This is a genomic window from Synechococcus sp. UW69 (assembly GCF_900474185.1).
In the GTDB taxonomy this organism is placed as follows: Bacteria; Cyanobacteriota; Cyanobacteriia; order PCC-6307; family Cyanobiaceae; genus Parasynechococcus.
The window spans coordinates 188,467-214,895 of the sequence record NZ_UCNW01000011.1 but is presented as its reverse complement, the minus strand read 5'-3'; the positions used below and the strand labels follow the sequence as shown (position 1 = coordinate 214,895).

At 58.8% G+C, this 26,429-nt stretch carries 33 protein-coding genes; 24 read left to right on the top strand and 9 right to left on the bottom strand.

Annotated features, from left to right (window positions below):
• Positions 1–282 precede the first annotated feature (282 nt).
• From DXY29_RS12030 to DXY29_RS12025, 3 genes are all read right to left on the bottom strand, one after another.
• Positions 283–507, bottom strand: coding sequence for a hypothetical protein (locus DXY29_RS12030; protein ID WP_115025260.1), 225 nt, complete (start codon positions 505–507; stop codon positions 283–285).
• A gap of 65 nt (positions 508–572) precedes the next feature.
• Complete coding sequence (locus tag DXY29_RS13135) at positions 573–830, bottom strand: hypothetical protein (RefSeq protein ID WP_136987769.1); 258 nt, start codon at positions 828–830, stop codon at positions 573–575.
• Between the two features lie 131 nt (positions 831–961).
• Positions 962–1,231, bottom strand: a complete 270-nt coding sequence (locus DXY29_RS12025) for a hypothetical protein (protein WP_115025259.1) — start codon at positions 1,229–1,231, stop codon at positions 962–964.
• Positions 1,232–2,418: 1,187 nt separating this feature from the next.
• Here DXY29_RS12025 and DXY29_RS12015 point away from each other — a divergent pair.
• Complete coding sequence (locus DXY29_RS12015; protein WP_115025257.1) at positions 2,419–2,751, top strand: hypothetical protein; 333 nt, start codon at positions 2,419–2,421, stop codon at positions 2,749–2,751.
• Between the two features lie 1,120 nt (positions 2,752–3,871).
• On the top strand, positions 3,872–4,243 hold the full coding sequence (locus DXY29_RS12010) for a hypothetical protein (protein ID WP_115025256.1): 372 nt from the start codon (positions 3,872–3,874) through the stop codon (positions 4,241–4,243).
• 562 nt (positions 4,244–4,805) lie between these two features.
• Here DXY29_RS12010 and DXY29_RS13125 read toward each other — a convergent pair.
• From DXY29_RS13125 to DXY29_RS11995, 3 genes are all read right to left on the bottom strand, one after another.
• Positions 4,806–5,027 carry a hypothetical protein gene (locus tag DXY29_RS13125; RefSeq protein ID WP_136987767.1) on the bottom strand — a complete coding sequence of 74 codons (222 nt, stop codon included), beginning with the start codon at positions 5,025–5,027 and terminating at the stop codon, positions 4,806–4,808.
• A 277-nt stretch (positions 5,028–5,304) separates the two neighbouring features.
• Positions 5,305–5,574 (bottom strand): hypothetical protein, encoded by a 270-nt coding sequence (locus DXY29_RS12000; RefSeq protein WP_115025254.1) that lies wholly within the window; start codon positions 5,572–5,574, stop codon positions 5,305–5,307.
• A gap of 25 nt (positions 5,575–5,599) precedes the next feature.
• Positions 5,600–6,061, bottom strand: a complete 462-nt coding sequence (locus DXY29_RS11995; protein ID WP_115025387.1) for a L,D-transpeptidase — start codon at positions 6,059–6,061, stop codon at positions 5,600–5,602.
• Between the two features lie 85 nt (positions 6,062–6,146).
• Here DXY29_RS11995 and DXY29_RS11990 point away from each other — a divergent pair, with 85 nt between their 5' ends.
• The gene (locus tag DXY29_RS11990) at positions 6,147–7,310 is read left to right on the top strand and encodes a hypothetical protein (protein ID WP_115025253.1); all 1,164 of its coding nucleotides are present in this window, start codon (positions 6,147–6,149) and stop codon (positions 7,308–7,310) included.
• A 1-nt stretch (position 7,311) separates the two neighbouring features.
• Here DXY29_RS11990 and DXY29_RS11985 read toward each other — a convergent pair whose 3' ends face one another.
• Entirely contained in the window at positions 7,312–7,785 is a 474-nt protein-coding gene (locus DXY29_RS11985; RefSeq protein WP_115025252.1) for a CBS domain-containing protein, read from the bottom strand.
• Between the two features lie 31 nt (positions 7,786–7,816).
• Here DXY29_RS11985 and DXY29_RS11980 point away from each other — a divergent pair, with 31 nt between their 5' ends.
• Positions 7,817–8,353 carry a CDP-alcohol phosphatidyltransferase family protein gene (locus DXY29_RS11980; RefSeq protein WP_115025251.1) on the top strand — a complete coding sequence of 179 codons (537 nt, stop codon included), beginning with the start codon at positions 7,817–7,819 and terminating at the stop codon, positions 8,351–8,353.
• Here the strand turns inward: DXY29_RS11980 and DXY29_RS11975 are convergent.
• Positions 8,322–9,242 (bottom strand): NAD-dependent epimerase/dehydratase family protein, encoded by a 921-nt coding sequence (locus tag DXY29_RS11975; RefSeq protein WP_115025386.1) that lies wholly within the window; start codon positions 9,240–9,242, stop codon positions 8,322–8,324. The two genes, DXY29_RS11980 and DXY29_RS11975, sit on opposite strands and share 32 nt — an antisense overlap.
• A gap of 71 nt (positions 9,243–9,313) precedes the next feature.
• Between DXY29_RS11975 and hisA the strand changes: the two genes are divergently transcribed.
• The 15 genes from hisA (at position 9,314) to DXY29_RS11900 (ending at position 22,043) form a co-directional block, all read left to right on the top strand.
• Positions 9,314–10,081 (top strand): 1-(5-phosphoribosyl)-5-[(5-phosphoribosylamino)methylideneamino]imidazole-4-carboxamide isomerase, encoded by a 768-nt coding sequence (gene hisA / locus DXY29_RS11970; protein WP_115025385.1) that lies wholly within the window; start codon positions 9,314–9,316, stop codon positions 10,079–10,081.
• Between the two features lie 128 nt (positions 10,082–10,209).
• Entirely contained in the window at positions 10,210–10,578 is a 369-nt protein-coding gene (locus DXY29_RS11965; RefSeq protein WP_226408286.1) for a Fur family transcriptional regulator, read from the top strand.
• A gap of 67 nt (positions 10,579–10,645) precedes the next feature.
• Complete coding sequence (locus tag DXY29_RS11960) at positions 10,646–12,244, top strand: DUF3685 domain-containing protein (RefSeq protein WP_115025250.1); 1,599 nt, start codon at positions 10,646–10,648, stop codon at positions 12,242–12,244.
• A gap of 15 nt (positions 12,245–12,259) precedes the next feature.
• Positions 12,260–12,826, top strand: coding sequence for a thylakoid membrane photosystem I accumulation factor (locus tag DXY29_RS11955; protein ID WP_115025249.1), 567 nt, complete (start codon positions 12,260–12,262; stop codon positions 12,824–12,826).
• A gap of 64 nt (positions 12,827–12,890) precedes the next feature.
• Positions 12,891–14,051, top strand: coding sequence for a F420-0:Gamma-glutamyl ligase (locus DXY29_RS11950; protein WP_115025248.1), 1,161 nt, complete (start codon positions 12,891–12,893; stop codon positions 14,049–14,051).
• A 38-nt stretch (positions 14,052–14,089) separates the two neighbouring features.
• The gene (locus DXY29_RS11945; RefSeq protein WP_115025247.1) at positions 14,090–15,121 is read left to right on the top strand and encodes a hypothetical protein; all 1,032 of its coding nucleotides are present in this window, start codon (positions 14,090–14,092) and stop codon (positions 15,119–15,121) included.
• The gene (gene ruvX / locus DXY29_RS11940) at positions 15,121–15,597 is read left to right on the top strand and encodes a Holliday junction resolvase RuvX (RefSeq protein ID WP_115025246.1); all 477 of its coding nucleotides are present in this window, start codon (positions 15,121–15,123) and stop codon (positions 15,595–15,597) included. Before DXY29_RS11945 ends, ruvX begins: the two co-directional genes overlap by 1 nt.
• A gap of 20 nt (positions 15,598–15,617) precedes the next feature.
• On the top strand, positions 15,618–16,172 hold the full coding sequence (locus tag DXY29_RS11935; RefSeq protein ID WP_115025245.1) for a DUF3727 domain-containing protein: 555 nt from the start codon (positions 15,618–15,620) through the stop codon (positions 16,170–16,172).
• Complete coding sequence (locus DXY29_RS11930; protein WP_115025244.1) at positions 16,160–16,681, top strand: YqeG family HAD IIIA-type phosphatase; 522 nt, start codon at positions 16,160–16,162, stop codon at positions 16,679–16,681. Before DXY29_RS11935 ends, DXY29_RS11930 begins: the two co-directional genes overlap by 13 nt.
• Positions 16,678–17,751, top strand: a complete 1,074-nt coding sequence (gene proB / locus DXY29_RS11925) for a glutamate 5-kinase (RefSeq protein ID WP_115025243.1) — start codon at positions 16,678–16,680, stop codon at positions 17,749–17,751. The genes DXY29_RS11930 and proB overlap by 4 nt, the downstream gene beginning before the upstream one ends.
• Positions 17,752–17,786: 35 nt before the next feature.
• The gene (gene lpxD, locus DXY29_RS11920; protein ID WP_115025242.1) at positions 17,787–18,830 is read left to right on the top strand and encodes a UDP-3-O-(3-hydroxymyristoyl)glucosamine N-acyltransferase; all 1,044 of its coding nucleotides are present in this window, start codon (positions 17,787–17,789) and stop codon (positions 18,828–18,830) included.
• Positions 18,831–18,862: 32 nt separating this feature from the next.
• On the top strand, positions 18,863–19,936 hold the full coding sequence (gene leuB / locus DXY29_RS11915) for a 3-isopropylmalate dehydrogenase (protein ID WP_115025241.1): 1,074 nt from the start codon (positions 18,863–18,865) through the stop codon (positions 19,934–19,936).
• Between the two features lie 64 nt (positions 19,937–20,000).
• Positions 20,001–20,903: a phosphoribulokinase gene (locus DXY29_RS11910; RefSeq protein ID WP_115025240.1), complete on the top strand. Its 903-nt coding sequence runs from the start codon at positions 20,001–20,003 to the stop codon at positions 20,901–20,903.
• Between the two features lie 106 nt (positions 20,904–21,009).
• A complete protein-coding gene (locus tag DXY29_RS11905; RefSeq protein WP_250398494.1) occupies positions 21,010–21,258 on the top strand; it encodes a hypothetical protein in 249 nt (82 codons plus the stop codon).
• A complete protein-coding gene (locus tag DXY29_RS11900) occupies positions 21,246–22,043 on the top strand; it encodes an A24 family peptidase (RefSeq protein WP_115025238.1) in 798 nt (265 codons plus the stop codon). Before DXY29_RS11905 ends, DXY29_RS11900 begins: the two co-directional genes overlap by 13 nt.
• 12 nt (positions 22,044–22,055) lie before the next feature.
• Here DXY29_RS11900 and DXY29_RS11895 read toward each other — a convergent pair whose 3' ends face one another.
• The gene (locus tag DXY29_RS11895) at positions 22,056–22,598 is read right to left on the bottom strand and encodes a ferritin (RefSeq protein ID WP_115025237.1); all 543 of its coding nucleotides are present in this window, start codon (positions 22,596–22,598) and stop codon (positions 22,056–22,058) included.
• Between the two features lie 186 nt (positions 22,599–22,784).
• On the opposite strand from DXY29_RS11895, the gene accD reads away from it, so the two are divergent.
• The 5 genes from accD (at position 22,785) to DXY29_RS11870 (ending at position 26,224) form a co-directional block, all read left to right on the top strand.
• Positions 22,785–23,666 (top strand): acetyl-CoA carboxylase, carboxyltransferase subunit beta, encoded by an 882-nt coding sequence (gene accD, locus DXY29_RS11890; protein ID WP_115025236.1) that lies wholly within the window; start codon positions 22,785–22,787, stop codon positions 23,664–23,666.
• Positions 23,663–24,034 (top strand): hypothetical protein, encoded by a 372-nt coding sequence (locus tag DXY29_RS11885; protein ID WP_115025235.1) that lies wholly within the window; start codon positions 23,663–23,665, stop codon positions 24,032–24,034. Before accD ends, DXY29_RS11885 begins: the two co-directional genes overlap by 4 nt.
• 1 nt (position 24,035) lies before the next feature.
• Positions 24,036–25,115, top strand: coding sequence for a Gfo/Idh/MocA family protein (locus DXY29_RS11880; protein ID WP_115025234.1), 1,080 nt, complete (start codon positions 24,036–24,038; stop codon positions 25,113–25,115).
• Positions 25,116–25,254: 139 nt separating this feature from the next.
• Positions 25,255–25,380 (top strand): class I fructose-bisphosphate aldolase, encoded by a 126-nt coding sequence (locus DXY29_RS13940; protein WP_115025383.1) that lies wholly within the window; start codon positions 25,255–25,257, stop codon positions 25,378–25,380.
• 94 nt (positions 25,381–25,474) lie between these two features.
• On the top strand, positions 25,475–26,224 hold the full coding sequence (locus tag DXY29_RS11870) for a histidine phosphatase family protein (RefSeq protein ID WP_115025233.1): 750 nt from the start codon (positions 25,475–25,477) through the stop codon (positions 26,222–26,224).
• The last annotated feature ends 205 nt before the right edge of the window (positions 26,225–26,429 follow it).

Here is a 26,429-nt window from a genome sequence, read left to right as displayed (position 1 = left end):
ATTGAACACTTGAAGGGCTGAGGTCTTGTTGTTGCAGGATCCTCGGCCAGCTTGTCATCGCTTGACGCATACCAACGAACTGAACCCTCTCTCTGCGTGGCGTTGGCATTGCTTTGTGGTCATCGTTATGTCATCAATCGGGAGCCCACGATGATGCCTTCGTCAGAAGCGCCATGTACTGTGCCGACAGGTGTTTGAGAACTCAGGCTTGGTCTATTTGTCTACAAAGTCCACCACGGAAGCTGGCGATACACACTCACTCGATCAAGCCAATCCAAGCGCTCAATGCTGCCCCCAGTCGAAGCCGAATCGCTTTTGAGCGGCAGTCTCCATCTCTTTCCGGATTTGTTGCATTGCCTCGCGGGCAAAGGCCTTCTCATTCTCCTGTGCGGTAATGATCTGCTTCGTGAGTGCACGTAACTTTTCAATGTCCTTACAACTGTCAATCTCCCTGAATGCGGCTTCTAGATGGAACCTTTGTTCCACTGATAGATGGTGGTTGGTCATCAGAAAAAGTGAGGCTAGATACAGCCCTGGATTGAAGCCAGGGCCGCTTGGCTGTTAACGACTAATCAGGCTGCAGAAATGCTAAAAGGTGCCGCCGGATAGCTTGTTGGCATTGGGTCGGATTCGCCCGCAGCAAGAGCTTTGGCACGACGATACATGTCGCTGTTGGTTGCACCTCGGGCTTCCATTGCTGCAGCAACGACGGCCCAGTTACGGATTTCGGTTGACATCTTTTGAAAAATATTGACTTCACAAATGTCGCAAGAACTGCATTCAACTGTGAGGTGGATAGCCGCCTGCAGGCCGAACCACAGTGACGGCAAGTGACTGCTAGCAAATACGGATCCAGCTTCTCAATTCAGAAGACCCCTGTTGCGCTCAAGCAAATCAATGTTGTTGCTAGCAGCACCCAGGCAACCAACTGGAGCCACTGTGTTAGTGGAGTTCCCATGGCTCAGTCGAGTGGGTCGTCCCATAGAGGTGGCTCGTCAAACTCCTCCAAAAGGGAGTTGGCTTCCAACTCTTTGCCCATCACAAGGAGGCGCACAATTCTGTCCCAAATAAAACGAGTCAGGTGTTCTGCCTCTCTCCCCTGGTGCCCGGTCTCGAACTTGATGGGCGGGACATCGCCTGTGTCGTCGTGGAACTGTGTGGTCAACGCCACGCGGTAGGAGGCTGCTACATCTCCGTCGTAACCCTCCTCGATTTGCAGATGACGTATCAACGGACCCCGTTCCCTTCGTCAAGTTGAAAAGCAGACATTGCTTCGCCCTCTGCAAAACAAGGAGGCATGCTGAAGGCATGCAAGCCAAGACGTCAGAAGGTTTAGAGGTCCTCGTTGCTGTGGTTGTCACTGCTGGCTTGGTGGCAGGCAACCTCGTTTTGTTCTCGCCGTTGCGCGTTGATAACCGTATACAACCTTCCTCAGCAGTCCAAAAGATTGAATCCACACCGCGGTGACTTCAGCCTTGGTTGGATTGTTCACCAGTACATCAGTCAATCTCACTGGCTTGACCAGCATGGGGCAGGTGACTGGCTCCCTCTCATGGCGGCAAGACAGTTCAGGACGTTCCGATTTTCCATCCGATTCACAAACTGATGGAAGTCAACCTTGGTCTTCTGATAATCGGGGTGTTGTCTGAAAGGAGCACACATCAGCTTCACAAGTTCGTGTCGTTCTGGCTTTAGTTCCAGGTTGGGTAGTTGAATCATGTCCCTCTGGTGACCTACCACCAGTGTTTCCAGAGCTTCGAGAGATGACATCCCTGAAATAGGGGAGCGGTCCAAATGAATCAATCCCTCAGATGGGGGAAGTCATTCCCTATTGATACGGCAATGGTGTGAATACAGGGGAAAACCTATCAAAAAAGCCAATAAGAATCATCATGAAAAATTTCACACTGCCTTTTCTGGCCGGCGTAGCTGGCGCCTTTGTTGCTCTCGGTGTCGCTATCTCTACTCCCCCCAAAGCAGAAGCTGGCGGGATCTATTGGAATGACAATGGCGTTGGCGGGGTTTTGTTTGATGCAGCTGACCACTGCCCAGCTTGAGATGAGTAATTCCAACTACAGCGAGTCAGGGGAATCAGGCCGATACTCCGCCCAACGGCAAACGGCTTGTGACCCCTGAGGAGCAGTACGTGAAATGTATGGATGCTGCCTATGCCGCTGCTGATAAAGAGACTTGCCACAAGATGATGCGAAAGGCAGAAGGTGTTCTGCGAGGGGAGTTTGGTGCTGAGCAAGCAGCCGATGGTGCTGGAGAGGAAGCGTTCGCAGCCTGAAAGGACGATCCCCTTGTTGGTCCTAAAAGAACGAATTCAAATCTCGACCCTGTGTGGCTTTGCAGTTTTTGCTAGGCAGTGTTAGCGCTTTTAATTGATTTACCTTGAAAAGAGTCGTCAGCCTGCCAATGGGACTTCTGGTGAGTGCATTAATTGTGTCTCCCGCTCTTGCCCAAAAAGTTTCGAAGGAAAACGTAAGTGCAATCAACACCGCCAGGATGCGCGCTGAATCCATTAACGGTGGACTAAGCAACTACAGAGCAGCGAAATGTATGTACGCCACAGGCAAGGGAGGGGGCGACTGCTTGAAGAATGCCAGCGACGGCTTCTTGTTCGTCTTTGATGGTGGCGCTCCAGGCTGGCAAGAGGCAGCTGAGCCACCAACGGTTGAAACTGAAATCCTGATCTCTGATGACGGAGCTTCTGTTTTGGAGGTCGTGTACAACGGCGATCCGCGTTAACCGAGCCCCCACACACACACCACCACATGTAGTGGCCAGACAACAAAAAAGCCCGCTGCTGGAGCGGGCCGGGTGATGGGGGCATTCAGACTACCCCCAATAGCCGCTACATGCAGGGTCGCAGTCTTTGGAAAGACAATCGTTATGCAACTACACCACAGCATTAAGTGACTTTGTAGAACACCACATCTAGGGCATCTATGAGTACTATTCTTCCAACGCATCAAGATTTGGTGCAGATGGCCGGGTGATGGGGATTGCTACGGCTTTGAGAACCACTCCACATCTGGAGTGGTTTTTTTGTCTGCACCGAGCGTTTTATACCGACCCTGAATTTTGGATCAAGGCGAGGCAGCCGCCCTTTGGTCAGCTGTTGAGCTGCACCCAATGACCTTGCGAATTTCAACCGCTCTTCATTGAGCCCCTTTGATGCCAGTCCGCCTGGCCTCAGAAGTGCTGGGTCTGGTTTAGGGGTGACCCACTTGAGTTTGGTGGCAGGAGATGCGAGCGCTTCGATGTCGTTCCCTGCCGCCTGCCTCCATGGCCTATCCCTTGGGAAGAGCTGCAGGGATCGACGAGCTGCATACGAGATCCCCGAAGCTGCTGAGTGGAAGCACTGGCCGGTGGGCTGAAGACGGTGGGGCGGTATCCCTACGCCCCGCACTCATGTTCAAGGCTTTGCCCTATGCACCGTGGCTTGTGTGCAGAAAAAAGCCCCGGTGTTCGATGCCGGGGCTACCGCCTCTCATGACGTGACTCAGGTCTAGCAGGCTGCGTAAGTATTTATGCGTACGGTTAATACGGTCTTCCAGTAAAAAGCCTTCGCTAGCGAAGCGAAGGCGGCCATTGAAGTTGGCGATCAAGCTGGCAGTGCTCGGCGGGGGGTGATGCTGAGGTCGCTCCGAGGTGTGCAAGGGGAAGGCAACGGTCGTTGTTGCGATCCTCGATTCGATCCGACAAGAAACTCTGAGCAAAGCCACACTGGCGACATGGCAAATAAACCCTGGTTCCAGGCCAACATCCATGCTCCCGGCACAGGCTTTGCGCTGTTGGTCATCGCGTTCTGCTTGCTGATTCAGACCATTCCATCGGCGATCTGCGTATTGACCCCAAGAAATGGATGGGATCCACCGCTGTCTCCAGAGAGGGTCAGATACTGCAAGGGCGGTTAATTGAGAGGCCTCTGAAGCAGGAATATTCCGATAACCAATCCAAGCGGAACACCTCAGGCAGTCACGTTCAGGTCATGACCTGCGACACCCGCAGTAACCCTTATTGGGTTGACAAAGGGTGCATCATCAATATGTTCGCTGTGAACTTTTCCATGACAAACGTCCGCGAGATGGTCAACCTCCATCTGCCAGTTGTGCTCAAAGTGATCAACAGTGCTGCATTGGTCGTCATTGCATTGTCTTCCCTCTGCGCGGCTGACTCTCTGAAAGAGATGGCAGGCGAGGGTGCTGCTTCAGCAGTGATTGTCGAGACGGACTGAACGTCTCAGTAGGAAAGGGGGCGTTTCGCTCGCCCCCTTGAAGGCCGTGAGTCCTGCTTCCCAGGCTGAATCAGTCATTCAACTCAGCTGTTGTCTAAGCCGCATCAGAGCAGATGGGATTGAGTGGAGCGACTGCTTAAGCATCTCCGAGTAAGCGATCTTCGCCTTCTGGCTCGACAGGGTCAGGACCCAAAGAATTGGCGCAAACTCTTGGCAACGACCTGGTAGAGGGAGATGGGCTGGGTACCTAAAGAGAGGTAAAGCCTGGTTGCTTTTGTAGTAGTGCGCTACAGACTTCAACTTGTACGGTGCAGAGACCGTGCGCTGGAGGGTCGGGGGTGGTGCCTCGGCCTTTTTCTTTGGTCGGCCTGCCGATGTTGATCCAGAGGGCTCCACCACGATTGAGTGACATGGCATAACAAAGCCTGTTACTGCGCTGGGCCGAGTGATGTGTGACCACGTCATGTGGTCACGTCGGAACCATGCCTCAAGACTCCCTGCATTGCCCAGCTCCTGCTGGGACAACTTGTCGCAGCACCACGCTCCAAGGATCCTTACAGCTTCAAGTGTTGGCTGTATGGCGGCATCCAAGACCTTGAGGAGACAGTTGTGACCGAGCTGCTTTTGGGTTGGTATCTGGGGATGAGCCTTTCGTCAGATCGGGGCATAAAGCTTGCTGGAAAAATCCTTCTCTCAGCTGATTTTCCTTGTCGGAGAGGGCCAATTCACACAGCTCTTTCTTGTTGATTTTGTTTGGATGAGTGTTGAGCTTGAATTTGAACATCTCCTGGCCTTCCTTTCTCCTAGAGACAAGTATTGCATCAGTCTGATTTGTCGCCTGAGGGGTGATTCCTTTGGCTCGTCACCGTCAGAGATGAAGGTTTTTTGTTGTTTTGACGTCGCCGCTTTTCGGGATCTTGCTTTCGCTTTTAAATAATCTCTGAGAAGGTATTCCAGGAGCGCATATAAACCAGGTTTATTCCTGAAAGCTTCGCCGGTTCAATGCTATTTCGCGGTCAATGCTATTCCCTTTGTTTTGCGTCTTCGATCCTCAAAACCGATCAGCGCTTGAACACGCCGTTGCAATCTCCAGGGGCGGGTTTCACAAAGCAGTGACCCTCTGGTGACCAATATCCAAGGGCCGGAAACGAAAGGCCTTGGGCCCGTGCTTCGGCATTGACAGCAGCAACACCTCGGGCCTGGATCAGCACGTTTCCGTCGCCATCAACAAGGTCAAGGAAGTCATTTTCTTTGGTTTCCTCCGTCGGGTTGGCATGCCCATGCAGGGGAACAACCGCAACCACACAAGCAATCAGTAGGAAGCGCAGCATCGAACTTGAAAGGGAATAAAGGAGATCAGTTGCTGGTGACGACCACAGGTGTACCCACCTTGATCCGGTTGTACACCTGAATCACGTCGGTGTTCAGCATGCGGATGCAGCCAAGGCTGACTGCGGCTCTTAATTTCACCCAGTTGGGCCATGCGGTGCCGTGGATGGCGTATTCGCCTGTCCCGATCTGCACGTAAGCCACGTAGCGCACTCCCACGGGGTTCTTCGGACCGGGAGCAATGACCTTGCCCTTCTTGTGATACACGGGCTGCGGGTCCATTTTGGTGACCGAATAGCTTCCCGCCGGAGTCGGTGATTCCGGTGCGCCGATCGCCACGGGGTACTTGCCAATCACCTTGCCGTCATCAAGGAGGGTGAGATATCGGTCTTTGAGGCTGATCTGGATGGAGGTTTCGGCTTGCGCCGGAACCACGGCCATCGCGCCAAGGCCCAACGCCGCCGTCAGGAGGAGTGAACGTAGCTGCATCGGTTTGCGCAACAGGCGACCGCAGGCATTTTGACCTATTCGAAAGGGGCTAGCGTCATCCCGTCGCTTTGCCCGTGCCTGAACGATGACCCGCTGCTCCTCAATCAGCCGTGTCTTGGCCGCTGGGGCGGCTGCTGTTGTGTCTGCTCTCGCGTTCAACATGCCCTCCAGGGCTGGCTTCACGGCCGAGCAGCTGGCCGGTTTTGAAGTCACCCATCTGCGTGGTGTGGTCAATGCCGTGCTGCCGAAGCAGAAGGTGATCGAGGTGATCGATCCAGAAGGTCATAAGGAAATTGTCACGGTCGGAATCGACATGGCGCCGCTTCGCCTTCGCAAGGGAGATCGCGTGGATGTTTCCGTGTTGGACGGCCTGGTGGTTGATCTAGATCGCAGCAAAGAAACAACGCTGAGCTTCAATCGCGAAGACATCTACATGCCAATGGACATGGGTCCCTTGAAGAAAGGCATGCGGGTGGCCCTGGCTTCAGGTACAGCAAGGGTGTTGAAGGTGTCGGCGACCGACCGCAGCCTGAGCCTGGTGGGACCGCTCGGCGGCATCCACAACCTGGATGTTGTGATGCCCAGTGGCAGTGATCTCTTCCCTGCGCTTAAGGCAGGCGATCTGGTCGATTTCCGCTTGATTCAGCCCGTGGCCGTGGGCATTGATCGGGTCTCTTCACCCGCTCAAAAGGCAGGGTCGTCACAGAAACAACCCTTGTTGAGTGCCGTTCCTGCTCGCACCACCAGCTTGAAGGCCGAGCTGCTGGAGGCATTTGAGCTCTCGCAGGTGCAGGGAACGCTGCTGCAGTTCAAGCCTGGCCAGCAGGTGATGGAAGTGCAGAGCCCCTACGGGCACAACCTATTGATCACCATGGGTGGCGAGCTCAAAACAGCCGGTCTCAGCAACGGTGATGAGGTCATCATCGACATCCTCGACGGGCTGGTGGTGGATCTGCGCAAAAGCTCTGTGAACACCCTCACGTTCACACGCCAAGACGTGATCTTGTCTGAGGATTTCGGTGAGGTGCGCAAAGGAGCCCGGGTGGCGATGGCCACCGGCACCGCTGAAGTTGTGAAAATCTCCGAACAAGACCATGAACTCAGTCTGAGGGGGCCTTTCGGAGGGGTCCATAACCTTGATGTCCGCAATGGGCTCAATGGCGATCCGCTCGCCCAGCTCAAGGTGGGTGACTTCGTCAGTTTCCGTTCGATTCAACCCATTGCGATCGGGATTCGGCCGGCCCTCTGATTCAGCCCGCGTTATGGGAGGCGAGGGCACGCACCACATCGCCTCGGGTGATCACGCCGACGGGACGTTGGTTCCCATCCAGGACGAACAGGCGTTGCGTTCCCCGTTCATGGAGCTGGGATGCTGCCCTTGGGAGCGGTAGGTCGGTCCCACAGCTATGGGAGTCCTTGCGCATGAGATCGCTCACGCTCGTGCCGAGGACTTGGTGCACTTGCTTGTCCCAACTCAGGGGATTGCGCAGGTAGATCACGCTGTCCAGAAGCATGACGTAAGGGCCGGCATCAACGCCACTCTCCCGAACCATCAGATCCTGCTCTGTCAGTTCGCCGATCAGACGCCCTTCCGTATCCACCACCGGCAAACCGCTGACGTGGTGGTCACTGATCATTTGGACAGCCTGCTGCAATGGGGTCTCGGGCGTGACAGTCAGAACGGGCTGCGTCATCACATCAGCCACCGTGAGCTGCAGGACCATGATCGGAGTTGAGCTATCCGCATTCTGAGCGTTGTCTCTGCCTTTGCGTTCGATCGCCAACGGACTCACCGTGGCGCGAGCGGTTGCCGGTCTACCTCTCGTTATCGCGTTGCAGCTGGGCTGGCAGGGCTGGGCCTGGTGGTTGCTGCTGCTGGCGGGTCTCAGTGATGCGGCCGACGGCTGGCTCGCGCGCCGGGCTGGGGGTGGAAGCAGCTGGGGTGCGCGTCTGGACCCCCTGACCGACAAAGTGCTGATCGCGGCTCCGTTGCTCTGGTTGGCGTCGTCCGCGGTGCTCCCGCTCTGGGCCGTCTGGTTGCTGCTTGCCCGTGAATTACTGATCTCGGGATGGCGAGCCCAGGCCAGTGATGGGGCGCCTGCATCGTTGTCGGGAAAAGCCAAGACGATTCTTCAGTTCGTCAGCTTGTTGTTGATGCTCTGGCCCTCCGGCTGGATCGGTTCTCCCTGGCTGCCGAGCCTGGGCTGGTGGCTGTTCTGGCCATCCCTCGCCCTGGCTCTGAGTTCAGCTCTCGCCTACATCACTCCCCGATCAGCGCCACGTCAGAACTGAAGTCCGGCTCAGCGGTTGGGTTCAGGGCATAGTCATTGGTGTAGCTGTCGGCCAGGCCCTTGGCCAGGTCAAAGCTTGGTTGCCAGGCCAGTTCGCGTTCGACCCGAGTGATGTCGGTGAGGAAGTGATTGAGCCGTAAAGGGAAGGCCTTTCGGGCCTTCGGGTCGAGCTCGCTGGGATTGAAACTGCGCAGGTCGAGGCCGTCGGGATCACGACCGCAAGCCACCGCTGCTGAGCGAATCAGGCCCCGGAAGGTGATGCCCTGTTTACCGGAACAGTTGTAGATGCGGTTGGCTGCAGCATCCACCTCGATGCAACGGGCCATCGCTTCAGCCAGATCCTCTACATGGCCCAGTTGGGTGATGGTGCTGCCGTCGCCGGGGAGCGGAATCGGTCGGTTGTGAACGATGCGGTCGAAGAACCAGCGTTCGACGGGGTTGTAGTTGCCAGGGCCGTAGATGTAGGTCGGCCGGAAGCTGGTGAAGGCAATGCCTTCACGCCGCAGCCAGGCTTCGGTGTCGGCCTTGCCAGCATGACGGCTCTGCGGGTCGGTGGGGCTGGACTCATCCAAGGGCCACTGGTCGGAGTCGGCGTAGACCCCGGCCGAACTCACGTAAACGAAGCGATGACATGGGGCCCCGGTGATGTCCACAACCCGGCTGCTGTCTTCTTGCTTGCGGCCGGAACTGTCGACGATCACATCGAAGCTGCGGCCCTGAAGCGCACTCAATCCTTCATCGCTGCTGCGGTCGCCACAGAGGTGCTCCACGCCGGTGGGGACAGGGTTCTTGCCGCGGGTGAACAGGGTGAGTGCATGGCCCTGGGCCTGCAGGCGGGCTACCAGGGGCCTGCCCACGAAGCGGGTTCCCCCCATCACCAGGATCTTCATGCACTTGGGCCCGAAAAGCGCAGCCATTGAAGCGTGGCGCTGCAGGATGGTGGGTCTCTGGTCCGACCCCGATGGAGATCATCCCCGCCATTGATTTGCTCGATGGAGCCTGCGTCCGGCTTCACCAAGGGGATTACGACCAAGTGACGCGCTTCAGTGAGGATCCCGTTGCTCAGGCCCTCAGCTGGCAGAGCCAGGGGGCGACACGGCTGCACCTGGTGGATCTCGATGGCGCCAAACGGGGTGAGCCGATCAATGACGCAGCGGTGCGGGCCATCACCGCCGCCCTCGACATTCCTGTTCAGCTCGGTGGTGGCGTGCGCTCCCTCGAACGCGCCGAAGAGTTGATCGCCTGTGGCCTGGACCGGGTGATCCTCGGCACGGTGGCCATCGAACAGCCGGAGTTGGTCCAGGAGTTGGCCCAACGCCATCCCGGCCGCATCGTGGTCGGCATCGATGCCAACGACGGCCGGGTGGCGACCCGGGGATGGATCGAGCAGAGCGATGTTCTGGCCACCGATCTGGCTCAACAGTTCAGTGCTGCCGGCATTGCTGCGATCATCACCACCGACATCGCCACCGATGGAACCCTCGCCGGCCCCAACCTGGATGCCTTGAGAACCATGGCGCAATGCAGCGCTGTTCCTGTGATCGCCTCGGGTGGCATCGGTTGCATGGCTGACCTCCTGGCGCTCTTGCCGCTCGAGCCCCTCGGTGTTTCCGGGGTAATCGTTGGGCGAGCTTTGTATGACGGTCGTGTCGCCCTAGGCGAAGCCATCGCAGCGATCGGTGCTGCCAGGCTTCAGGACGTCACCGCAGTGGCTGCAGACATCGCCTGAGCTGGTCTTGGGCCTTATGGTTGATGGAGCAGGCACCTTTTGTGGTAAGAGCAGCCGCCACTCAGACCAGCACGCTGTCCCCTCCGGGCAGCTTGCAGCAGGTGTTTGAGCAATGCCGACGGCTGGGAATGCGCCTCAGCCGCCAAAGACGCATGGTGCTGGACCTGCTCTGGAGTGAAAAAAGCCACCTCAGTGCTCGAGATATTTTTGAACAACTGAATCTGAGGGGCCGCAGCATCGGCCATACCTCGGTGTATCAGAACCTCGAAGCCCTGCAGTCGGCAGGCGTGATCGAGTGTCTGGATCGTGCGAGTGGTCGCTTATACGGCTATAGGAGCGATCCCCACAGCCATCTCACCTGTTTGGACAGCGGTTCGATCGAAGATATCGATGTCGTTCTCCCGCCAGATTTGTTGCGTCAGATTGAACAGCGCACCGGCTTTCATATCGAGTCGTACACGCTGCAATTGAACGGCAGGCGCGCACTGGAGGATTGAGCAGAAGCTCGTTACCTTGAGCCCAACTGCATGGGTTCAGCGCTTGGCCTCTCCTTCACCGGTGCGGATGTTGCTGCTCGCTCCGGATCTGCTCGGAGAGTCGCTGGCGCTAAAACTCACGTCCGCCCATGACGATTGGGAGGTTGTTCTTCGCCCAGAGCGACTGACGGGGTCTCCGGCCTTGGTGATTTGGTCGGTCGACCGCGTGGCCTCGTTGGCGGCGATTCAACAGGAGCTGTTCGCATTGCAGGAGCGCTGGCAACCGGCCCCGGTTCTGCTGCTGTTGCCTGGCGAGATCCGGTTGTCGCGGGAGCAGCTGCTGGGTCTGCCAGCGGCTGGCTTGCTTCAAAATGCCGATTCGCAGAGCCTGCAGAACTCGATTGAAATCCTGCTGCAGGGGGGGCGGGATATTCGTCTTGAGGCCCCTTCGGAGGGGAGGCGCCAAGACCAGACCATGGGCCTTGGGCAGTGGCTGTTGGTGAGTGGGTTGCAGCAGGTGAGCCGCGAGCTCGAGTTGGTGGAAGTCATGCTGAATCCGCCCCCGCAGCAGGCGTTGCTCTTCGCGTTGCTGACGGGTCGTCGTCGCGAACTTCAGTTCGCCAAAGGGCTGCTGCTCTGGCTCTGGGGGCCACTCCAGCTCGGTCTCGAGGATGCAGAACCCCTGACCTCAACGGCGTCATCTTCCCCTGGATCACCGACGACCACGGCGATCAGTCTCAGAGAACGCAATGCCGTTGCTGTCTGGGATGCCATCCGCGACCGCATTGATGGCTCGGTTCAGGCTGGACTGACCAATTCCACCGGTCGTCTTCTAGCGATTGAGGGATTGCATCCAGAGCGGCGCCGGGAGTTGCTGCTGGCCTTGCTGCAACAGCTCGATCAGGTTTTGCAGCGTCTGCGCACCCGCCAGGACGGTACGGCGATGGCGCAGGCCTGGGATGCCCTGCAGCCGGAGTTACGCCAGCAAGCGCTCACCGCCCTGGCGGGCAGCTATGTCCAGATCCCCTGCAATGGGGAGCTGCAACCGGTCGTGGCGTCACTGCTGAGCCGTGCTGATCTCACCGGGGCGGATGGAGAGATGCCTGATCCAACGGGGATGCTGGCTCCGCTGGTGGCGGATCAACCGATGCTGGTGAACGGGTTGCTGTTGCCGGCGGATGACCCCAGGGCATTCCTGCAGCTCGAAACGCTGGTTAGCAATTGGCTGGTCAGAACGGCTGAACTGATTGGGGCAGAACTCCTCGATGCTTGTGGTGACTGGCCTGAGCTGCGTCGTTATCTCCTACGCGACCCCCTCCTGGCGACCCGAGAACTCGATCGCCTCAGAAATCGCTTGAACACCCAGCTGCGTTGGGCCGACTGGGTCGAGCGCCCGATCCAGCTCTATGAGAGTCAGCGCACCTTGTTTCAGCTTCGGGCTGGTCGCATCGAACCGCTGCTGCTGACGGAGCCCCGTGACAACGAGTTGAATCAGCTCGGTTGGTGGCAGCGACAGGTGGCGTTGCTGTTGGAGGCCAGGGATGCCCTCGCACCGCAGGTGCAGGCTGTGGTGCGTCGAATTGGCGATCTTGCCGTGATCCTTCTAACCCAGGTGCTGGGCCGGGCCATCGGACTTGTTGGGCGTGGCATTGCCCAGGGAATGGGTCGCAGCCTCGGCCGCAGTTAGGGCTCCGGGTCCACAATGGCGATCCGCTGCTTCGGCTTGATGCTTGCTTTGGTGCGCTGTCTGATCACCGTGTCGATCGCGCTGCTGCTCCATGTCGCCCCAGCGTCCGCTGTGTTGAACAGCGACAGCTACGACGGCAACATCTATGCCCTTTATGCCGGCAACGGCTCTTTGGTTCCTCCTCCCAACACCCTGGAGGACTCCCTCGCGGAGGGACGGACAGCTGTGATCGTTTATTACCTCGACGACAGCGCCGTCAGCAAACGCTTCGCCCCGGTGGTGTCGGAGCTGCAACGGCTTTGGGGACGCAACATCGATTTGCTGCCTCTCCCAACCGACCCGCTACAGGGACGAGAAGCGCTTGGGGCGGGTGACCCCGCCACCTACTGGTCTGGAGCCATTCCTCAAGTGGTCGTGATTGGCACGGATGGCCGGGTTGTCTTCGATCAGAACGGCCAGGTCCCTCTGGGGGTGATCAATAAAGCCATCAGCGCATCCACCGGACTTCCGGCTCCTGATTTGGGCCGGATTGATCAGGAAGGCAGTTTCAACGAAGTGAACATCGAAGTCACCGCGAACTGAGACGCCCACAGCCACGCCGCCTACGCTGCCGGCCAGTTGTCCCGGTCGTTGAGCCGGATCCGCTGTGTCGCTGCTGTTTGCTCCGCTTGGCCTTGGACTTTGTGTGGCCTGGCTTGAGCTCCGTCATCGTCTCCGGCCAGCGTCTCCGTTGCGGATGACTCCCCTGGACTGGCGCGTGGACGAACTGGGCGGCCGTCTCCGCGTTGAAGGTGTGCTGGAGATCAGCAACCCCCATCCACGCATGGAGGTTTTTGTGCCGGAACTGCGGGTCGAACCCGTGCTTCTGGGCTCGTCAGATCCCGCCGGTCTGGAGGTCAAAACGCGGATCATTGCTGACCATCCCGATGAGGAAACCCGGGAAGATGGCTACTGGCCGGCGTACATCGTCAAGGGCCGTAAGAGCACACGCGCCAAGGTCTCGATCGAGATCACCGGTCCTTCTCCCTCCGCTCGGGTCGACAGCCTCTGGGTTGATGCTCACTGGCTGAATTACGGACCATTTGGTCGGTTGCAGCGCCGTCAGGGTGTGCTGGTTCCACTTCGGCGTCCTGAACCACTGCAGCCCGATCAAGCCCGCTTCAGAGAAGGAGAGGGATGCCGTGTACTGCCGCTGCGAACCCACTTGCTCGGTCCGTTGGATGATGCCATTGCGGTCTTGCGCACCTATGCCGCTGACCTGATTCAGCCCGGTGACATCCTCACCATCGGGGAGACCCCCGTTGCGGTGATCCAGGGGCGCTACCGCCACCCCAGTGAAGTCGAGCCTGGAATGGTCGCGCGTCTGGCTTGCCGGGTGTTCCACCCCACCAGCAGCCTCGCGACAGCTTGCGGGATGCAGACGTTGATCGATCTGGTGGGGCCGACCCGGGTTCTTGCTGCCTTGCTGGGGGGGCTGTTGATGAAGCTGGTTGGTATTTCCGGAGGGTTCTATCGCCTTGCTGGTGATCAGGCCCGTTTGATTGATGACATCACAGGAACCACGCCCCCTTATGACCAAACCATTGTTCTCGGTCCATCCCGTGCCGAGCAGTTCTGTCGTGATGCCTCTGCCGAACTCGGTGTTGACGTCGCCATCGTGGACGTCAACGACCTCGGCCGCGTGAAGGTTCTGGCCTCCAGTCCCGGTTGTGACGAGGGATTGCTGGGGAGGGCCCTGCGTCCCAATCCCGCTGGCAATGCCAATGAGCGCACCCCACTGGTGTTGGTGCGGCCAGGGCTGGAATGAGCGATACATTGTGATCAGTTGGGGTTGGAGGGTGTCCGGTGACAGAGCCCAAGACAACCTCAATTCGCATTGAGCCCCTTAATCCGGCCCATCTGGCGCGGTGGGTTCAAGATGCGCCGGTTGAGCAGCTGTCGCGTTTTCAGGGCTTTTTGATCGGTGAATGGCTCTCTTCAGTGGAGCAGCGCTTCCCTGATCTGCTCCCCAGTCGCTCGCCGCGTTGCTTGCTGGCCCTCGATGGTGACCGCCCAGTGGCCAGCGTTGTTGCCCGGCCGTTCAACCGTCGTGGCAGCTGCTGGATCCTCCAATTGCCGGAGCTGCTTGGCCCGGTTGATGATCACAGTCATCGGATGGTCCAGCAGGCCCTGCTTCAGCAGGCCCTGCACTCCTGGACGGCCCAGATCTGCAGTTGGGTGATCCGTTGCCCTGCAACGGATGCCGAGGCCATCGCCCTGCTGCGGGAACTCGGCTTTCAACCGCTTCGCCCGTATCAGTGCTGGTGTCCACCTGGTGGCGAGGTTGAGTCAATGGGCAGCGATCAGCTGCCTGCGGGTCTGCGTTGGGCGGCACTGAACCGCCGCACCGCCCAGTTGCTGTGGCCCATCGAACAGGGCGGCAGCTACAGCCATCTCCGACAGATCACAGACCGTCATTGGCTAGATCTGCTGGACAGGAGCGGACCCGGCTGCGGCGTGCTCATGGCCGGAGACGCTGTTCTGGCGGGCTGCATTCGACTCCCCGATGCAGGAGAGGCCGGTCTTGTGGAGCTGATGCGGGACATTGCCTGGGATCCTCGGCTGGATCAGGCCCTTCCCAGCGTCTTGAACGGGATCCTTCAACGCGGCCGCCCCAGCGGGCTGCTCACGGCTTTTGACGATGCACCCCTCAGCAAGATTCTGGAGGCGGAGGGTTGGACCCGCGGTGATGAGCAGCTGTTGCTGGGACGCAGCATGTGGCGTCGTCAGTCACCCCAGCGCAACCTGCAGCTGACACGATCGTTGGATCAGGTGCTGGGTCGTCTGCGGCCCCAGGGCACACCCCTTCCCACACCAAGCCTTGGCGATCGGCGTTGATGCGGCCGCGACCCTGTTCGATCCTCAGCCTGGATGTGGGCCGGCGGCGCATCGGTCTGGCCGGTTGCGATGCTCTCGGCATCAGCGTGACGCCCCTCGCTGCCCTGCGTCGAGGTCGGTTTGATGCCGATCTGATCGTTCTGCGTGCCCACTGCCGTGAACGTTCGGTGCAGGGCCTCGTGGTCGGATTGCCCCTGGATGCTGCAGGCCAGCCCACGGCCCAGGCGGAACACTGTCGGCGCTACGGCCTCCGACTGGCCACTGCCCTCGACCTGCCCCTGGCTTGGGTGAATGAGCACAGCAGCACCTGGGCGGCCGGGGAACAATTCGGGCTGACGGGGGACCGCAGCGGACGTCTGGACAGTGCTGCCGCTGCCCTGCTGCTGGAGCAATGGCTGGCGGAGGGTCCGGAGCTCAAACCGGCCCAACAGAGTGCTTCAAGGTCGGGCGCCGGGGCGGCCGATGGTGGATCCTGAGCCCAGTCAGAGTCGCGTCGATGTCTGAGTCGGGACCCGGAAAGAGCAGCGATCACCCCACCCTGCTGGTCCGCGATCGCGAGGGCCATGACCTGCTGTGTTTCCTGGAACATCTGATTCCCCTCGAGGGGCAGGACTACGCCTTGCTGTCACCGGTTGACACGCCGGTTTCCCTGTTTCGGCTCAATGACGATGCTGAGCCGGTGCCGATCACGGAAGTCGCCAGCAGTGAGCCAATTCTTTCGGTGGCTGATGTGGTGCTCCAGGAGCACGACCTGGTCTTGGTGCGATCGGCGATCACCCTCACGGTGAGTGGTGAATTGGATGAGCCGGATCAAGATGATCTCGATGAGCTGGAAGAGGACGACGACGTTGACGAGGACGCCGAGACCTTTGAGCTGTTGGTGAGCTTCATGGTCGAAGCGGAGGAATACGGCCTCTACATTCCGCTCGACCCGTTCCTCGTTCTGGTGCGGATGGTGGACGGCCAGGCGGTGCTGTTGAGCGACGATGAGCTGGACCGTGTTCAACCTTTGATTGAGGCGGAACTGGAGGAGCGTGAATGGCCGGATTAACGGGACAGCACTGGTTGACTCCTGATTGGGATCCACGGCTCACCATTGCCCAGCTCTCGCTGCCCCATCTCACTGCCCATGGTCTGCGGGCTGCGGTTATTGATGTCGACCGCACCCTTCTGCCCGGTCGTGATGTGACCCTGCCAGGCCCGGTACACGACTGGTTGGTCGATGCAGGCCGCCGCATGCAATTGCACCTGTTCAGTAACAACCCCTCCCGCGATCGGATCGCCGCAGTGGCTGATCAGCTGGGGGTCAGCTTCACCTCCGGGGCTGGAAAGCCGCGCCGTGGAGCACTGCGCTTCGTTGTTCGCGATCTCGCGGTGCCACCGACCGCGATCGCAATGATCGGTGACCGCCTGTTCACAGATGTGCTCTGCGGCAACCGCATGGGGCTCTACACGGTGTTGGTCCGGCCTGTTCGGGATGACGGCAAGCCCTGTCGCCATGACCGTGTACAGCGGCTTGAACGCGCCTTGGCGCGCTGGATGGGGGCGTCTTCAGCATGACCCTGTGGGTCGTGAAAATCGGCACCAGCCTCCTGAGGGGTGAGACCGCTGCAACCATTGAGGGCTACGCCCGTTGCTTCGCAGCGGCCATGGCCCGTGGGGATCAAGTGGTGCTGGTCACCAGTGGTGCCGTCGGGCTGGGATGCCAGAAGCTGGCCAAGTCCAGCCGACCGGACACGGTTGTGGGCCTGCAGGCTGCTGCGGCCATCGGCCAGGGAGTGCTGATGGCTCTCTATGAACGCGCCATGGCCCGTCATGGTTGTTCGGTGGCGCAGGTGCTGCTGACCCGCTCCGATCTGGTCGATCGACGTCGTTATCAGAATGCTTCGGGCACCTTGAGGCAGTTGCTGAGCTGGGGGGTGCTGCCGGTGATCAACGAGAACGATGCCTTGTCGACGGCGGAGTTGCGTTTCGGTGATAACGACACCTTGTCGGCCCTGGTCGCCGCAGCCGTTGAAGCGCAGCAACTGATCTTGCTGACGGATGTTGATCGGCTGTACTCCTCGGACCCCCGGGTCGATGCCGACGCCGAGCCGATCTCGGATGTTCGCCACCCCAGGGATTTGGACCAATTGGAACAGGGGGCTGGGGATGGTGGTCGCTGGGGCACTGGGGGCATGACGACCAAGCTGGCGGCAGCCCGAATCGCCACCGCCAGTGGCATCACGGTGCAGCTCGCCGATGGCCGTAATCCTTCTCGCTTGGAGGCCTTGCTGCAGGGGGAACGAGGTGGAACGGTGTTCCATCCCCACCCCGAACCCCTGGGCAATCGACGCAGTTGGCTGGCCCACGTGCTCCGGCCTGAGGGTGAACTGCAGCTGGATGCGGGGGCTTGCGACGCTCTAAAAAACCGTGGCGCGTCCCTGCTGCTCGTGGGTGTGACGGCGGTGCGCGGCCACTTCGCTGCCAATCAGCCTGTTCAGTTGCTTGACCCCAATGGTGTGGACTTGGGCCGTGGTCTCTGTTCGATGGACAGCGACCAGCTGCGGGCCGCCATGAACGCCGTATCTCCGGGTGAGGCTTCCCCGGTGGTGGTGCATCGCGATGTTCTGGTGTTACGCGGTCGTTAGCCACGTCTACGATCCGCGCGACTGTCGTGGCGGCCATGCGTTTCAGCACCCTGATCAAGGTTCTGCAGACCGGTGATGCAGGCTTGCGCTGGAGCCAGCTCGGATTGGATCCATGGCTGGAGGGTGCCGCTTCGCTCGACCAGGCCTCGTCCTCGCAACTCAGCTTCCTGGAGAAGGGCAACGCCTTAACTGCTGCGCTTGGCGCCAGTGGAGCGGGCGCTCTCTTGCTGCCCGACCAACAGGACCTGATTGATCTTGCTTCCGAGCACGGCATTGCCTTTGCCGTCTTCGCTGACCCCCGTCTGGCCTTTGCTGAAGCCCTCGACCAGTTGCATCCCCGTCGCCGGCCGTTGGCGGAGATTCATCCCTCGGCGGTTATTGATGAACGGGCGGTGGTGGGGCCAGGTAGTGCTGTAGGGCCGCGGGTCTGCATCGGCGAGGGGAGTCGTGTCGGCTCCGATTGCATCCTTCATCCCGGGGTTGTGATTTACGACGATGTGGTGGTGGGTGATGGCTGTGAGCTGCACGCCAATGCGGTGCTGCACCCTGGAAGCCGTCTTGGAAAGCGATGCGTGGTGAATTCCAACGCCGTTGTCGGGTCCGAGGGCTTCGGCTTCGTGCCGACGGCGAAGGGATGGCGAAAAATGCCGCAGACCGGTCAGGTGGTTCTCGAGGATGGCGTTGAGGTGGGTTGTGGAAGCACCATCGACCGTCCATCGGTGGGGGAGACCCGGATTGGTGCCGGCACCAAGATCGACAACCTCGTCCAGATCGGCCACGGCGTAACGACAGGCCCTGGCTGTGCCTTCGCCTCCCAGGTTGGAATTGCTGGAGGAGCCCGGATCGGTCAGGGGGTGATCCTGGCGGGCCAGGTGGGTGTCGCCAATCGAGCCGTGGTGGGCGACCGTGCCATTGCCAGCTCCAAGAGCGGCATCCACGGTGAGGTGGCTCCCGGTGAGGTGGTGAGCGGTTACCCCGCGATTCCGAATCGTCTCTGGTTGCGTTGCTCTGCCGCCTTCAGCAAGCTGCCGGAGATGGCGAAGACCTTGCGCGAGCTCAAACGCGACTCCCCTCAGTAACCTCAGCGGTCGACCTGCCGCACCGCACCGTCATGGCTCAGCACCGCGTTGTTCTTCTGCCAGGTGATGGGATCGGCCCGGAGATCACCGCTGTCGCCCGACAGCTGCTGGAGGTTGTCAGTGAGCGCCATGGTTTTGCGCTGAGCTTCGAGGAACAGCCCATCGGCGGCAGCGCCATTGATGCCACCGGTGAGCCACTTCCCGCCAGCACCCTGGACGCCTGCCGGTCAGCGGATGCTGTCTTGCTGGCAGCCATCGGCAGCCCTCGTTTCGACAGTCTTCCCCGCGAAAAGCGTCCGGAAACCGGTCTGCTCGGTTTGCGATCCGGCATGGAGCTGTTCGCCAATCTTCGCCCGGTCAAAATTGTTCCGGCCCTCATTGATGCCAGCAGCCTCAAGCGAGAGGTGATTGAGGGTGTGGATCTGATGGTGGTGCGTGAACTCACTGGTGGGATTTACTTCGGTCAGCCCAAGGGACGCATCGAGACCGAGGGAGAGGAGCGTGGCTTCAACACCATGACCTATTCCGCCTCGGAAGTGGATCGGATCGCAAAGGTGGCCTTTGAGATCGCCCAGGAGCGGCGTGGACGGCTGTGCTCGGTGGACAAGGCGAACGTTCTCGACGTGAGCCAGCTCTGGCGTGATCGTGTGGATGCCCTGGCGCCCGGTTACGCCAGTGTTGATGTGAGCCACATGTACGTGGACAACGCAGCGATGCAGCTAGTGCGTGATCCCCGTCAGTTCGATGTGCTGCTCACGGGAAACCTTTTCGGAGACATTCTCAGCGACGAGGCGGCGATGCTCACCGGCTCGATCGGGATGCTGCCTTCGGCCTCCCTCGGCAGCGCAGGGCCTGGACTGTTTGAGCCTGTGCACGGTTCGGCCCCGGATATCGCTGGTCAGGACAAGGCCAACCCGATGGCCATGGTGCTCTCGGCGGCGATGATGCTGCGCACTGGTTTGAAGCAGAGTGCTGCTGCCGATGATCTCGAAGCCGCTGTTGATGCCGTTCTGGCCGGCGGATTTCGTACCGGTGATTTGATGGCAGAAGGCTGCACACAACTGGGTTGTCGCGCAATGGGTGAGGAATTGCTCAAAGCTCTTTGAACTTCGGATTGGTGTAATTGGGCCCTGATCTGGCAAGATCGCCGGGCCTCTAGTCCCCGCGTCGATGTCGAAGCGTCATCCGGTTGTCGCTGTTACTGGTTCTTCCGGAGCTGGAACCAGCACCGTCAAGCGCGCCTTCGAGCACATCTTTGCGAGGGAGGGCATTACCCCTGCAGTGGTGGAAGGCGACAGCTACCACCGCTACGAGCGGATGCCCATGAAAAAGGCCATGGCGGATGCCCTGGCCAAGGGTGAAAACTTTTCTCATTTCGGCCCTGAGGCCAACTTGTTCGACAAGCTTGAGGAGCTATTCCGCACCTATGGCGAGACCGGTGCCGGTCAGAAGCGCTACTACCTCCACAGCCCCGAAGAAGCTGCCGAACACAACGCCCGTCTTGGTGTCAACCTCGAGCCGGGTCAGTTCACGCCTTGGGAAGACATCCCCTCAGGCACTGATGTGTTGTTCTACGAAGGCCTTCACGGTGGCGTGAAGGGAGAGGGATACGACGTGTCGGCCCTGGCTGACCTGCTGGTGGGCGTGGTGCCGATCACCAACCTCGAGTGGATTCAGAAGATCCATCGTGACAATGCTGAGCGCGGCTATTCCGCTGAAGCGATCGTTGACACGATCCTGCGCCGGATGCCGGATTACATCAACCACATCTGCCCCCAGTTCAGTCAGACCGACATCAACTTCCAGAGGGTTCCCACGGTGGACACCTCCAACCCCTTCATCTGCCGGAATATCCCGACGCCTGATGAAAGCTTCGTGATCATTCACTTCCGCAAGGGTGCTCGCGAGAAGTGGGGAATCGACTTTGGCTATCTGCTGAGCATGATCCACGATTCCTTCATGTCCAGCCCCACCAGCATCGTGGTGAACGGCGGCAAGATGGGCTTTGCAATGGAACTGATTCTCACTCCGATCATTCACCGCATGATCGAGGAGAAGAAGAAGGTCAGCTGATCGCTTCTCGATACAACATTCATCTCTACAATGAGTCCATCTGAGTGATCAGGTGGGCTCTATTTCTTTGTCAACGCCCTCCTTCGAAATTCGTGGAGCTTCGGGTGTGCCGTCGGCTCCACGCTGGGATCGCATTGACAGCCGTTCGCTGATTGCCCAAGCCCGTCGGGTCTACTTCGCTTATCTCTCCAGCACACCTGCGGGGCATGAGCCTCTTGGGGTTGTTGTTGATTCGCAGCAGCCCGACGGTCGGGTGGTCTTCGAGACGCCCGTCCTGCTGCCGGATGAAGAGTTCATCGCGATCGATCTGATCCGTGGCCGCACGAGCCGTGGCCGGACCCGATGGAAGGGTTGATCTTGCTTTGGATCGTTTTGCTTGGCGCCTGCGTTGGCAGCTTCACCAACGTGGTGGTGTGGCGCTTGCCCCGTCAGGAATCGGTGGTGTTTCCCGGCAGCCACTGCCCCAAATGTGGCCATTCCATCCGCTGGTATGACAATCTCCCGGTGCTCGGTTGGCTTCTGCTGAGAGGGCGCTGTCGCGACTGTCATGCCCGGATTAGCTGGCGCTATCCAGCGGTGGAGGCCCTGAGTGCCGGCTTATGGATGACAGCTGTATTGGTGTGGCCTGGTGCTGGTGCCGGGCTCCCCGATCTCTGGCTCCCCTGGGCTGGTCTTCCTCTGATCGCTCTGCTGCTGCCTCTGGTGTTGATCGATCTTGACCACCTTTGGTTGCCGGAGCCCCTGTGTCGCTGGGGTGTGGTGCTGGGGTTGTTCGTCAGCAGCGTTGGTGGGGTCTCCGTTCTTGCAACCCATCTGATCGCAGCTGTACTGGCTTTGCTGCTGTTGGAAGGTCTCAGTGCCCTAGCCGAACGGCTTTTGGGTCAACCTGCGCTGGGCCTGGGTGATGCCAAGTTGGCTGCGCTGGGTGGGGCATGGCTGGGACTTGGGGGTATCGCAGCCGCGATGGCCATTGCGATTGCGTCGGGTGCCGCTGTTGGCGGTGCAGCTCGTTTGAGTGGGCATCTTGGCCCTAGGGAACCCTTCCCCTTCGGTCCGTTTATTGCTCTCGGCATCTGGTTGGTCTGGTTGACGGGTCCGCTGTGGTGGTGGAGCGAATGGGTGATGCTGCTGGGTGGCTGAACCGATCTGGGCTTAAGCTCCTGCGCTACTTCCCTGGGAATCAAAGGCTCGGCCTGCTTTCACATTGGCCAGCAGCGTCCCATCGAGGAATTGTTGATCCAGAAGAATCAGCGCTGCGCTGTTCGAATCGGCCAGGCGCAACCGTTTGATCACAAAACGAGCTTCTGATTCTTCCTGTAGTTGTTCTTCGATAAACCAATCCAGCATGGCTGTCGCGGTGCGATCTCCTTGCTTCTCTGAGAGGTTGTAGATGTCGTTGATCGAGCGTGTGACGTCTTTCTCCATGCTGTAAACCATGTCGAAGAGTGCTTCGACGGAATCCCAATCCCGTTGCGGTGACTCAATCGTTGGCAATTGAACCTCGCAATCACTGTCCACCAGATACGAGATCAGCTTGGAGGCATGTCCACGCTCTTCAACGCTTTTGTTCAGCATGTAGCTGGAAAAACCGATCAGATCTTTTTCCCGCAGCCAGATCGACATAGCCAGGTAAGTGTGGCTGGCTTGGAATTCAAGGGATAAGTGGGTATTGATGGCAGCTGTGTGGGAGCTCATGCCTGACGTTGCTCAATCTCGTTATCGGCAGGCTAAAGACAGCATCTGTCGGGTTCAAAAACGAAAAAACATTGCCCCAGAACATGGATCACGTTCTGGGGCAGCAGAGGGTGGTTCGCTCTGCTGTGAGCCATCTGGAAGGTCTTCCCCCGGGCAGCTTTTAATGGAGAGAGCTGACAGCCCTGTGTGTCTCTGTTCGATTGGTTTGCTGATCGCCGCAAGGGTCAGTTCGTTGCCAACGTCAAGCAGGAACCCGATGAAGGCGATGGTCTGTGGAGCAAATGTCCTGAGTGCGGTCAGGTCGTTTATCTCAAAGACCTGAAGCTGAATGCAAGTGTTTGCGCTAACTGCGGCTACCACCACCGGATCGACAGTGCTGAACGCATTGCACTGATTGCCGATCCCGACAGCTTCCAGGTGCTGAATGCTGATTTGGCACCGGTGGATCCACTGGGATTCAAAGACCGGCGCGCCTATGCCGACCGACTGCGGGAAAGTCAGGCCTCGACTGGGCTGCGGGATGGCGTGGTGACGGGGCTGTGCCGGGTTGAAGGCATCCCCATGGGGTTGGCGGCGATGGATTTTCGCTTCATGGGTGGGTCGATGGGATCCGTGGTCGGGGAAAAAATCACCCGTCTGATCGAGGAGTCCACAGCCCGAAAGCTGCCGCTTCTGATCGTCTGTGCGTCCGGCGGTGCCCGGATGCAGGAGGGGATGCTCAGCCTGATGCAGATGGCGAAGATCTCCGGAGCACTGGAACGCCACCGCGAAGCCGAGCTGCTCTACATGCCCTTGCTCACCCACCCCACCACCGGGGGGGTGACGGCCAGTTTCGCCATGTTGGGAGACTTGATCCTTGCGGAGCCGAAAGCGCTGATTGGCTTTGCTGGGCGTCGCGTGATTGAGCAGACCCTGCGCGAGAAGTTACCGGACAATTTTCAGACGGCTGAATATCTGCAGGAGCACGGGTTCGTGGACACGATCGTTCCACGCACCCAGCTGCGCTCCACCCTGGCCAATCTGCTGCGCTTGCATGGCTGCAAACCGATGGAGCTCACCAGCGCATGATCAGGTTCGGACTTGCCCTGATTCTGGGTTTGATCTGCTGGGCAGCACCCGTCTTGGCCGCTCCTGTCGAATGGATCGAGGTTCCTTCCACCGACGCTGGCCAGCAGTGGTGGGATCGCGGCAGTGTCCGGATCGATCGGGATGGCTTCCGAACGGTGCTGAGCCGCTTCACACCAGCGGCAACTGACGATGGCAACCAGCCTGCTGGGGAGCTTTATGTGATGCAACTGGACTGTGCGCAAGGTCTCTTTCGCGACAAGCAGGTGAATGGTTTGCCGCGGTTTCGTGCCCAATGGCAGCCTGCCGGGGACGACGGGTTGATCACCTCTGTGATTGAGGCTGTCTGCACCGAACCCCTCTCCAGCTGAGATGCCTCCACAACCCATTGGTGTTGCTATTGCCGGTCTCGGCTTTGGTGAGAAGGTGCACCTACCGGCGCTTGCCGCAGCTCCCGATCTGAAGGCGGTCGCCCTCTGGCACCCACGTCAGGAGCGGCTGGATGCCGCCACGGCCGTGCATGGGCTGAAGGGATACAGCGACTGGGACGCTCTGCTTGCGGATCCTGCAGTCGAAGGCGTTGTGATTGCCACACCGCCTGCACCGCGCTTCGAGTTGGCTCGTCGAGCCCTTGAGGCCGGTAAGCATCTTCTGTTGGAGAAGCCCATCGCCTTGCATGCCGATCAAGCCCGGGAGCTTCAGCGGCTCGCGATGGCAGGGGCTCTATCGGTTGGTGTTGATTACGAATATCGAGCCGTCCCCTTGTTCATGCAGGCGGAGCGTCTGCTTCGGGCCGGTGCTGTTGGTACTCCCTGGCTGGTCAAACTCGACTGGTTGATGGGCAGCCGTTCCGATCCCCGGCGCAGCTGGAATTGGTATTCCCAGGCCGATCAAGGCGGCGGTGTGATTGGCGCTTTGGGAACCCATGCCTTCGACATGCTCGCCTGGTTGGTTGGTCCCCTGGGGTCTGTTCAAGCTTTGAACAGCGTTTCGATTGCTCAGAGACCTCATCCCAATGGGGGCTTGGCCTCTGTTGATGCACCGGATGTGTCATTGATTCAGGCCAATCTGCAATGGCAAGGCCGACCGGACGTGCCGGTGCCAGCCCAGGTCAGCTTGAGTTCGGTGTCCCGCTGCGGACGTGGGTACTGCCTCGACATCACTGGATCAGACGGGTCCCTGGTGCTCAGCAGCAGCAATCAGAAAGACTATGTGCACGGATTCGAACTTCAGCATGCACCGTTGGGTGAGGGCCTAAGAGAGGTGCCTCTAGATGCGGACCTCGCGTTTACACAAACCTGGAGTGATGGTCGGATTGCGCCCGTTGCCAGAGTGTTGGGTTGGTGGGCTGACAGCATTCGCAGCGGCAATCCGATGATTCCTGGTTTGGCTGAAGGAGTGGTGAGCCGCGACGTATGCGATCGGGTTGAAGCATCGCTATCTCACACTTGATCGCTTCAAATGATGCAATCTCTTGGCCTGATTTATAGGCCTGCACTTAACTTGCGTGTGTTTTTTCATCAGTTCAGATTGAAAAACTGATGTTGCTTGAACCGACTCGACGGTTCTAGTGGATTACACCTTGGAACTGATGGCTACTGCGCCAGCCCTTGCCGCTCCTGGGAACGAGATCTTGGCTGTTGATGAATCCAGCGAGACGCTTGATAAGCGTCTTGCTCCCATCGGGGTGGGCTTGGACAGCCAGCAACCCGCTTGATTTCAATCCTGTATCAACGGAGACGCCTTGGCGTGTCTTTGAAAATGTCTCGCATTTTTTCAATCGCTTTAATAAGTACATAGCTCTTTGATCAATGCTTAAAAAAGTAACTTGCATTGCTGCTCTTCTCCTGATGGCGGCATGCTCCTCTGGATCGGTCGGCGAGGATTCATCCAAGGAACAGCCTGATGTGAAAACCAGTGAGGTTGAAGCCTATGAGCAAAATGACACCACCCTCTCTGGAGAACAGAACAACAAAGATTTCGTCAACAAAGTTGAGGGTAAAGATCTCGCCAGTGCTCTCAGGGATGGCGGTTATGTCATCTACATCCGTCATGCCAAAACCACGAAGGACTGGGGCGATCAGGTCAGCCCTGAGCTGAATCTTTTGGATTGCACCACTCAGAGACGCTTGAGTGATGAAGGCAAAGCTGATGCTAAAAGAATTGGTGAAGGCATCAAGGCTGCAGGTATTCCTGTAGGAGATGTCATCTCAAGTGATTACTGCCGTGCGTACAACACAGCTGAGTTGGCTTTCGGCACCTACACCAAGAACTCAAATCTGAATTTCTTGCCTTGTGTTGAGTGCACTCCTGAGGATTACAAAGAGTATGCGAAGCGCATTGCTCCCTTGATGTCCGCGAAGCCTGAAGCCGGGGAAAATACATTCCTCGTTGGACATGATGACCCTTTCCAGGGTGTGACGATGCCGATCGTTCCAACCAATGGAATTTATCCCGCACCCATGGGCGTCGCATACGTTGCAAAGCCTCTCGGTGATGGCAGCTTCGAATTAGTTGCCAAAATTCTGCCCAATCAGTGGCAGGCCCTCTCTCAGCTGTGAATCGGTCTGCTCAAGATTGAGGCTTGGTTCGAAAAAAAAGGCTGGATCTTTTCAGAGTCAGCCTTTTTTGTTGAAGAGGAGCATTGAACGACGATCGATCCAAAAGGGTGAGGCATCCAGCAATAGTGCGCATCTGAAGCCTGAAATCGCACCATCCATGGGCACAACCCATGCGCACAACTGATCCAATCTCGCACGCCCTCAA

What these genes read in the sequence shown, in the direction of transcription:
- DXY29_RS11985 (WP_115025252.1), bottom strand. Translation starts at nt 7,785, where the DNA reads ATGGTCCTGCAGCTCACGGTGGCTGATGTGATGACGCAGCCCGTTCTG.
- DXY29_RS11990 (WP_115025253.1), top strand. Translation starts at nt 6,147, where the DNA reads ATGACCCGCTGCTCCTCAATCAGCCGTGTCTTGGCCGCTGGGGCGGCT.
- DXY29_RS11930 (WP_115025244.1), top strand. Translation starts at nt 16,160, where the DNA reads ATGGCCGGATTAACGGGACAGCACTGGTTGACTCCTGATTGGGATCCA.
- DXY29_RS11895 (WP_115025237.1), bottom strand. Translation starts at nt 22,598, where the DNA reads ATGAGCTCCCACACAGCTGCCATCAATACCCACTTATCCCTTGAATTC.
- DXY29_RS11935 (WP_115025245.1), top strand. Translation starts at nt 15,618, where the DNA reads ATGTCTGAGTCGGGACCCGGAAAGAGCAGCGATCACCCCACCCTGCTG.
- DXY29_RS11900 (WP_115025238.1), top strand. Translation starts at nt 21,246, where the DNA reads ATGGAAGGGTTGATCTTGCTTTGGATCGTTTTGCTTGGCGCCTGCGTT.
- DXY29_RS13125 (WP_136987767.1), bottom strand. Translation starts at nt 5,027, where the DNA reads ATGTTCAAATTCAAGCTCAACACTCATCCAAACAAAATCAACAAGAAA.
- DXY29_RS11910 (WP_115025240.1), top strand. Translation starts at nt 20,001, where the DNA reads ATGTCGAAGCGTCATCCGGTTGTCGCTGTTACTGGTTCTTCCGGAGCT.
- hisA (WP_115025385.1), top strand. Translation starts at nt 9,314, where the DNA reads ATGGAGATCATCCCCGCCATTGATTTGCTCGATGGAGCCTGCGTCCGG.
- DXY29_RS11995 (WP_115025387.1), bottom strand. Translation starts at nt 6,061, where the DNA reads ATGCAGCTACGTTCACTCCTCCTGACGGCGGCGTTGGGCCTTGGCGCG.
- ruvX (WP_115025246.1), top strand. Translation starts at nt 15,121, where the DNA reads ATGCGGCCGCGACCCTGTTCGATCCTCAGCCTGGATGTGGGCCGGCGG.
- DXY29_RS13940 (WP_115025383.1), top strand. Translation starts at nt 25,255, where the DNA reads ATGGCTACTGCGCCAGCCCTTGCCGCTCCTGGGAACGAGATCTTGGCT.
- proB (WP_115025243.1), top strand. Translation starts at nt 16,678, where the DNA reads ATGACCCTGTGGGTCGTGAAAATCGGCACCAGCCTCCTGAGGGGTGAG.
- DXY29_RS11870 (WP_115025233.1), top strand. Translation starts at nt 25,475, where the DNA reads ATGCTTAAAAAAGTAACTTGCATTGCTGCTCTTCTCCTGATGGCGGCA.
- DXY29_RS11880 (WP_115025234.1), top strand. Translation starts at nt 24,036, where the DNA reads ATGCCTCCACAACCCATTGGTGTTGCTATTGCCGGTCTCGGCTTTGGT.
- DXY29_RS12030 (WP_115025260.1), bottom strand. Translation starts at nt 507, where the DNA reads ATGACCAACCACCATCTATCAGTGGAACAAAGGTTCCATCTAGAAGCC.
- DXY29_RS11885 (WP_115025235.1), top strand. Translation starts at nt 23,663, where the DNA reads ATGATCAGGTTCGGACTTGCCCTGATTCTGGGTTTGATCTGCTGGGCA.
- DXY29_RS11955 (WP_115025249.1), top strand. Translation starts at nt 12,260, where the DNA reads ATGGCGATCCGCTGCTTCGGCTTGATGCTTGCTTTGGTGCGCTGTCTG.
- leuB (WP_115025241.1), top strand. Translation starts at nt 18,863, where the DNA reads ATGGCTCAGCACCGCGTTGTTCTTCTGCCAGGTGATGGGATCGGCCCG.
- DXY29_RS11975 (WP_115025386.1), bottom strand. Translation starts at nt 9,242, where the DNA reads ATGAAGATCCTGGTGATGGGGGGAACCCGCTTCGTGGGCAGGCCCCTG.
- DXY29_RS11960 (WP_115025250.1), top strand. Translation starts at nt 10,646, where the DNA reads ATGTTGCTGCTCGCTCCGGATCTGCTCGGAGAGTCGCTGGCGCTAAAA.
- DXY29_RS12000 (WP_115025254.1), bottom strand. Translation starts at nt 5,574, where the DNA reads ATGCTGCGCTTCCTACTGATTGCTTGTGTGGTTGCGGTTGTTCCCCTG.
- DXY29_RS11965 (WP_226408286.1), top strand. Translation starts at nt 10,210, where the DNA reads ATGCGCCTCAGCCGCCAAAGACGCATGGTGCTGGACCTGCTCTGGAGT.
- lpxD (WP_115025242.1), top strand. Translation starts at nt 17,787, where the DNA reads ATGCGTTTCAGCACCCTGATCAAGGTTCTGCAGACCGGTGATGCAGGC.
- DXY29_RS12015 (WP_115025257.1), top strand. Translation starts at nt 2,419, where the DNA reads ATGGGACTTCTGGTGAGTGCATTAATTGTGTCTCCCGCTCTTGCCCAA.
- DXY29_RS12010 (WP_115025256.1), top strand. Translation starts at nt 3,872, where the DNA reads ATGGGATCCACCGCTGTCTCCAGAGAGGGTCAGATACTGCAAGGGCGG.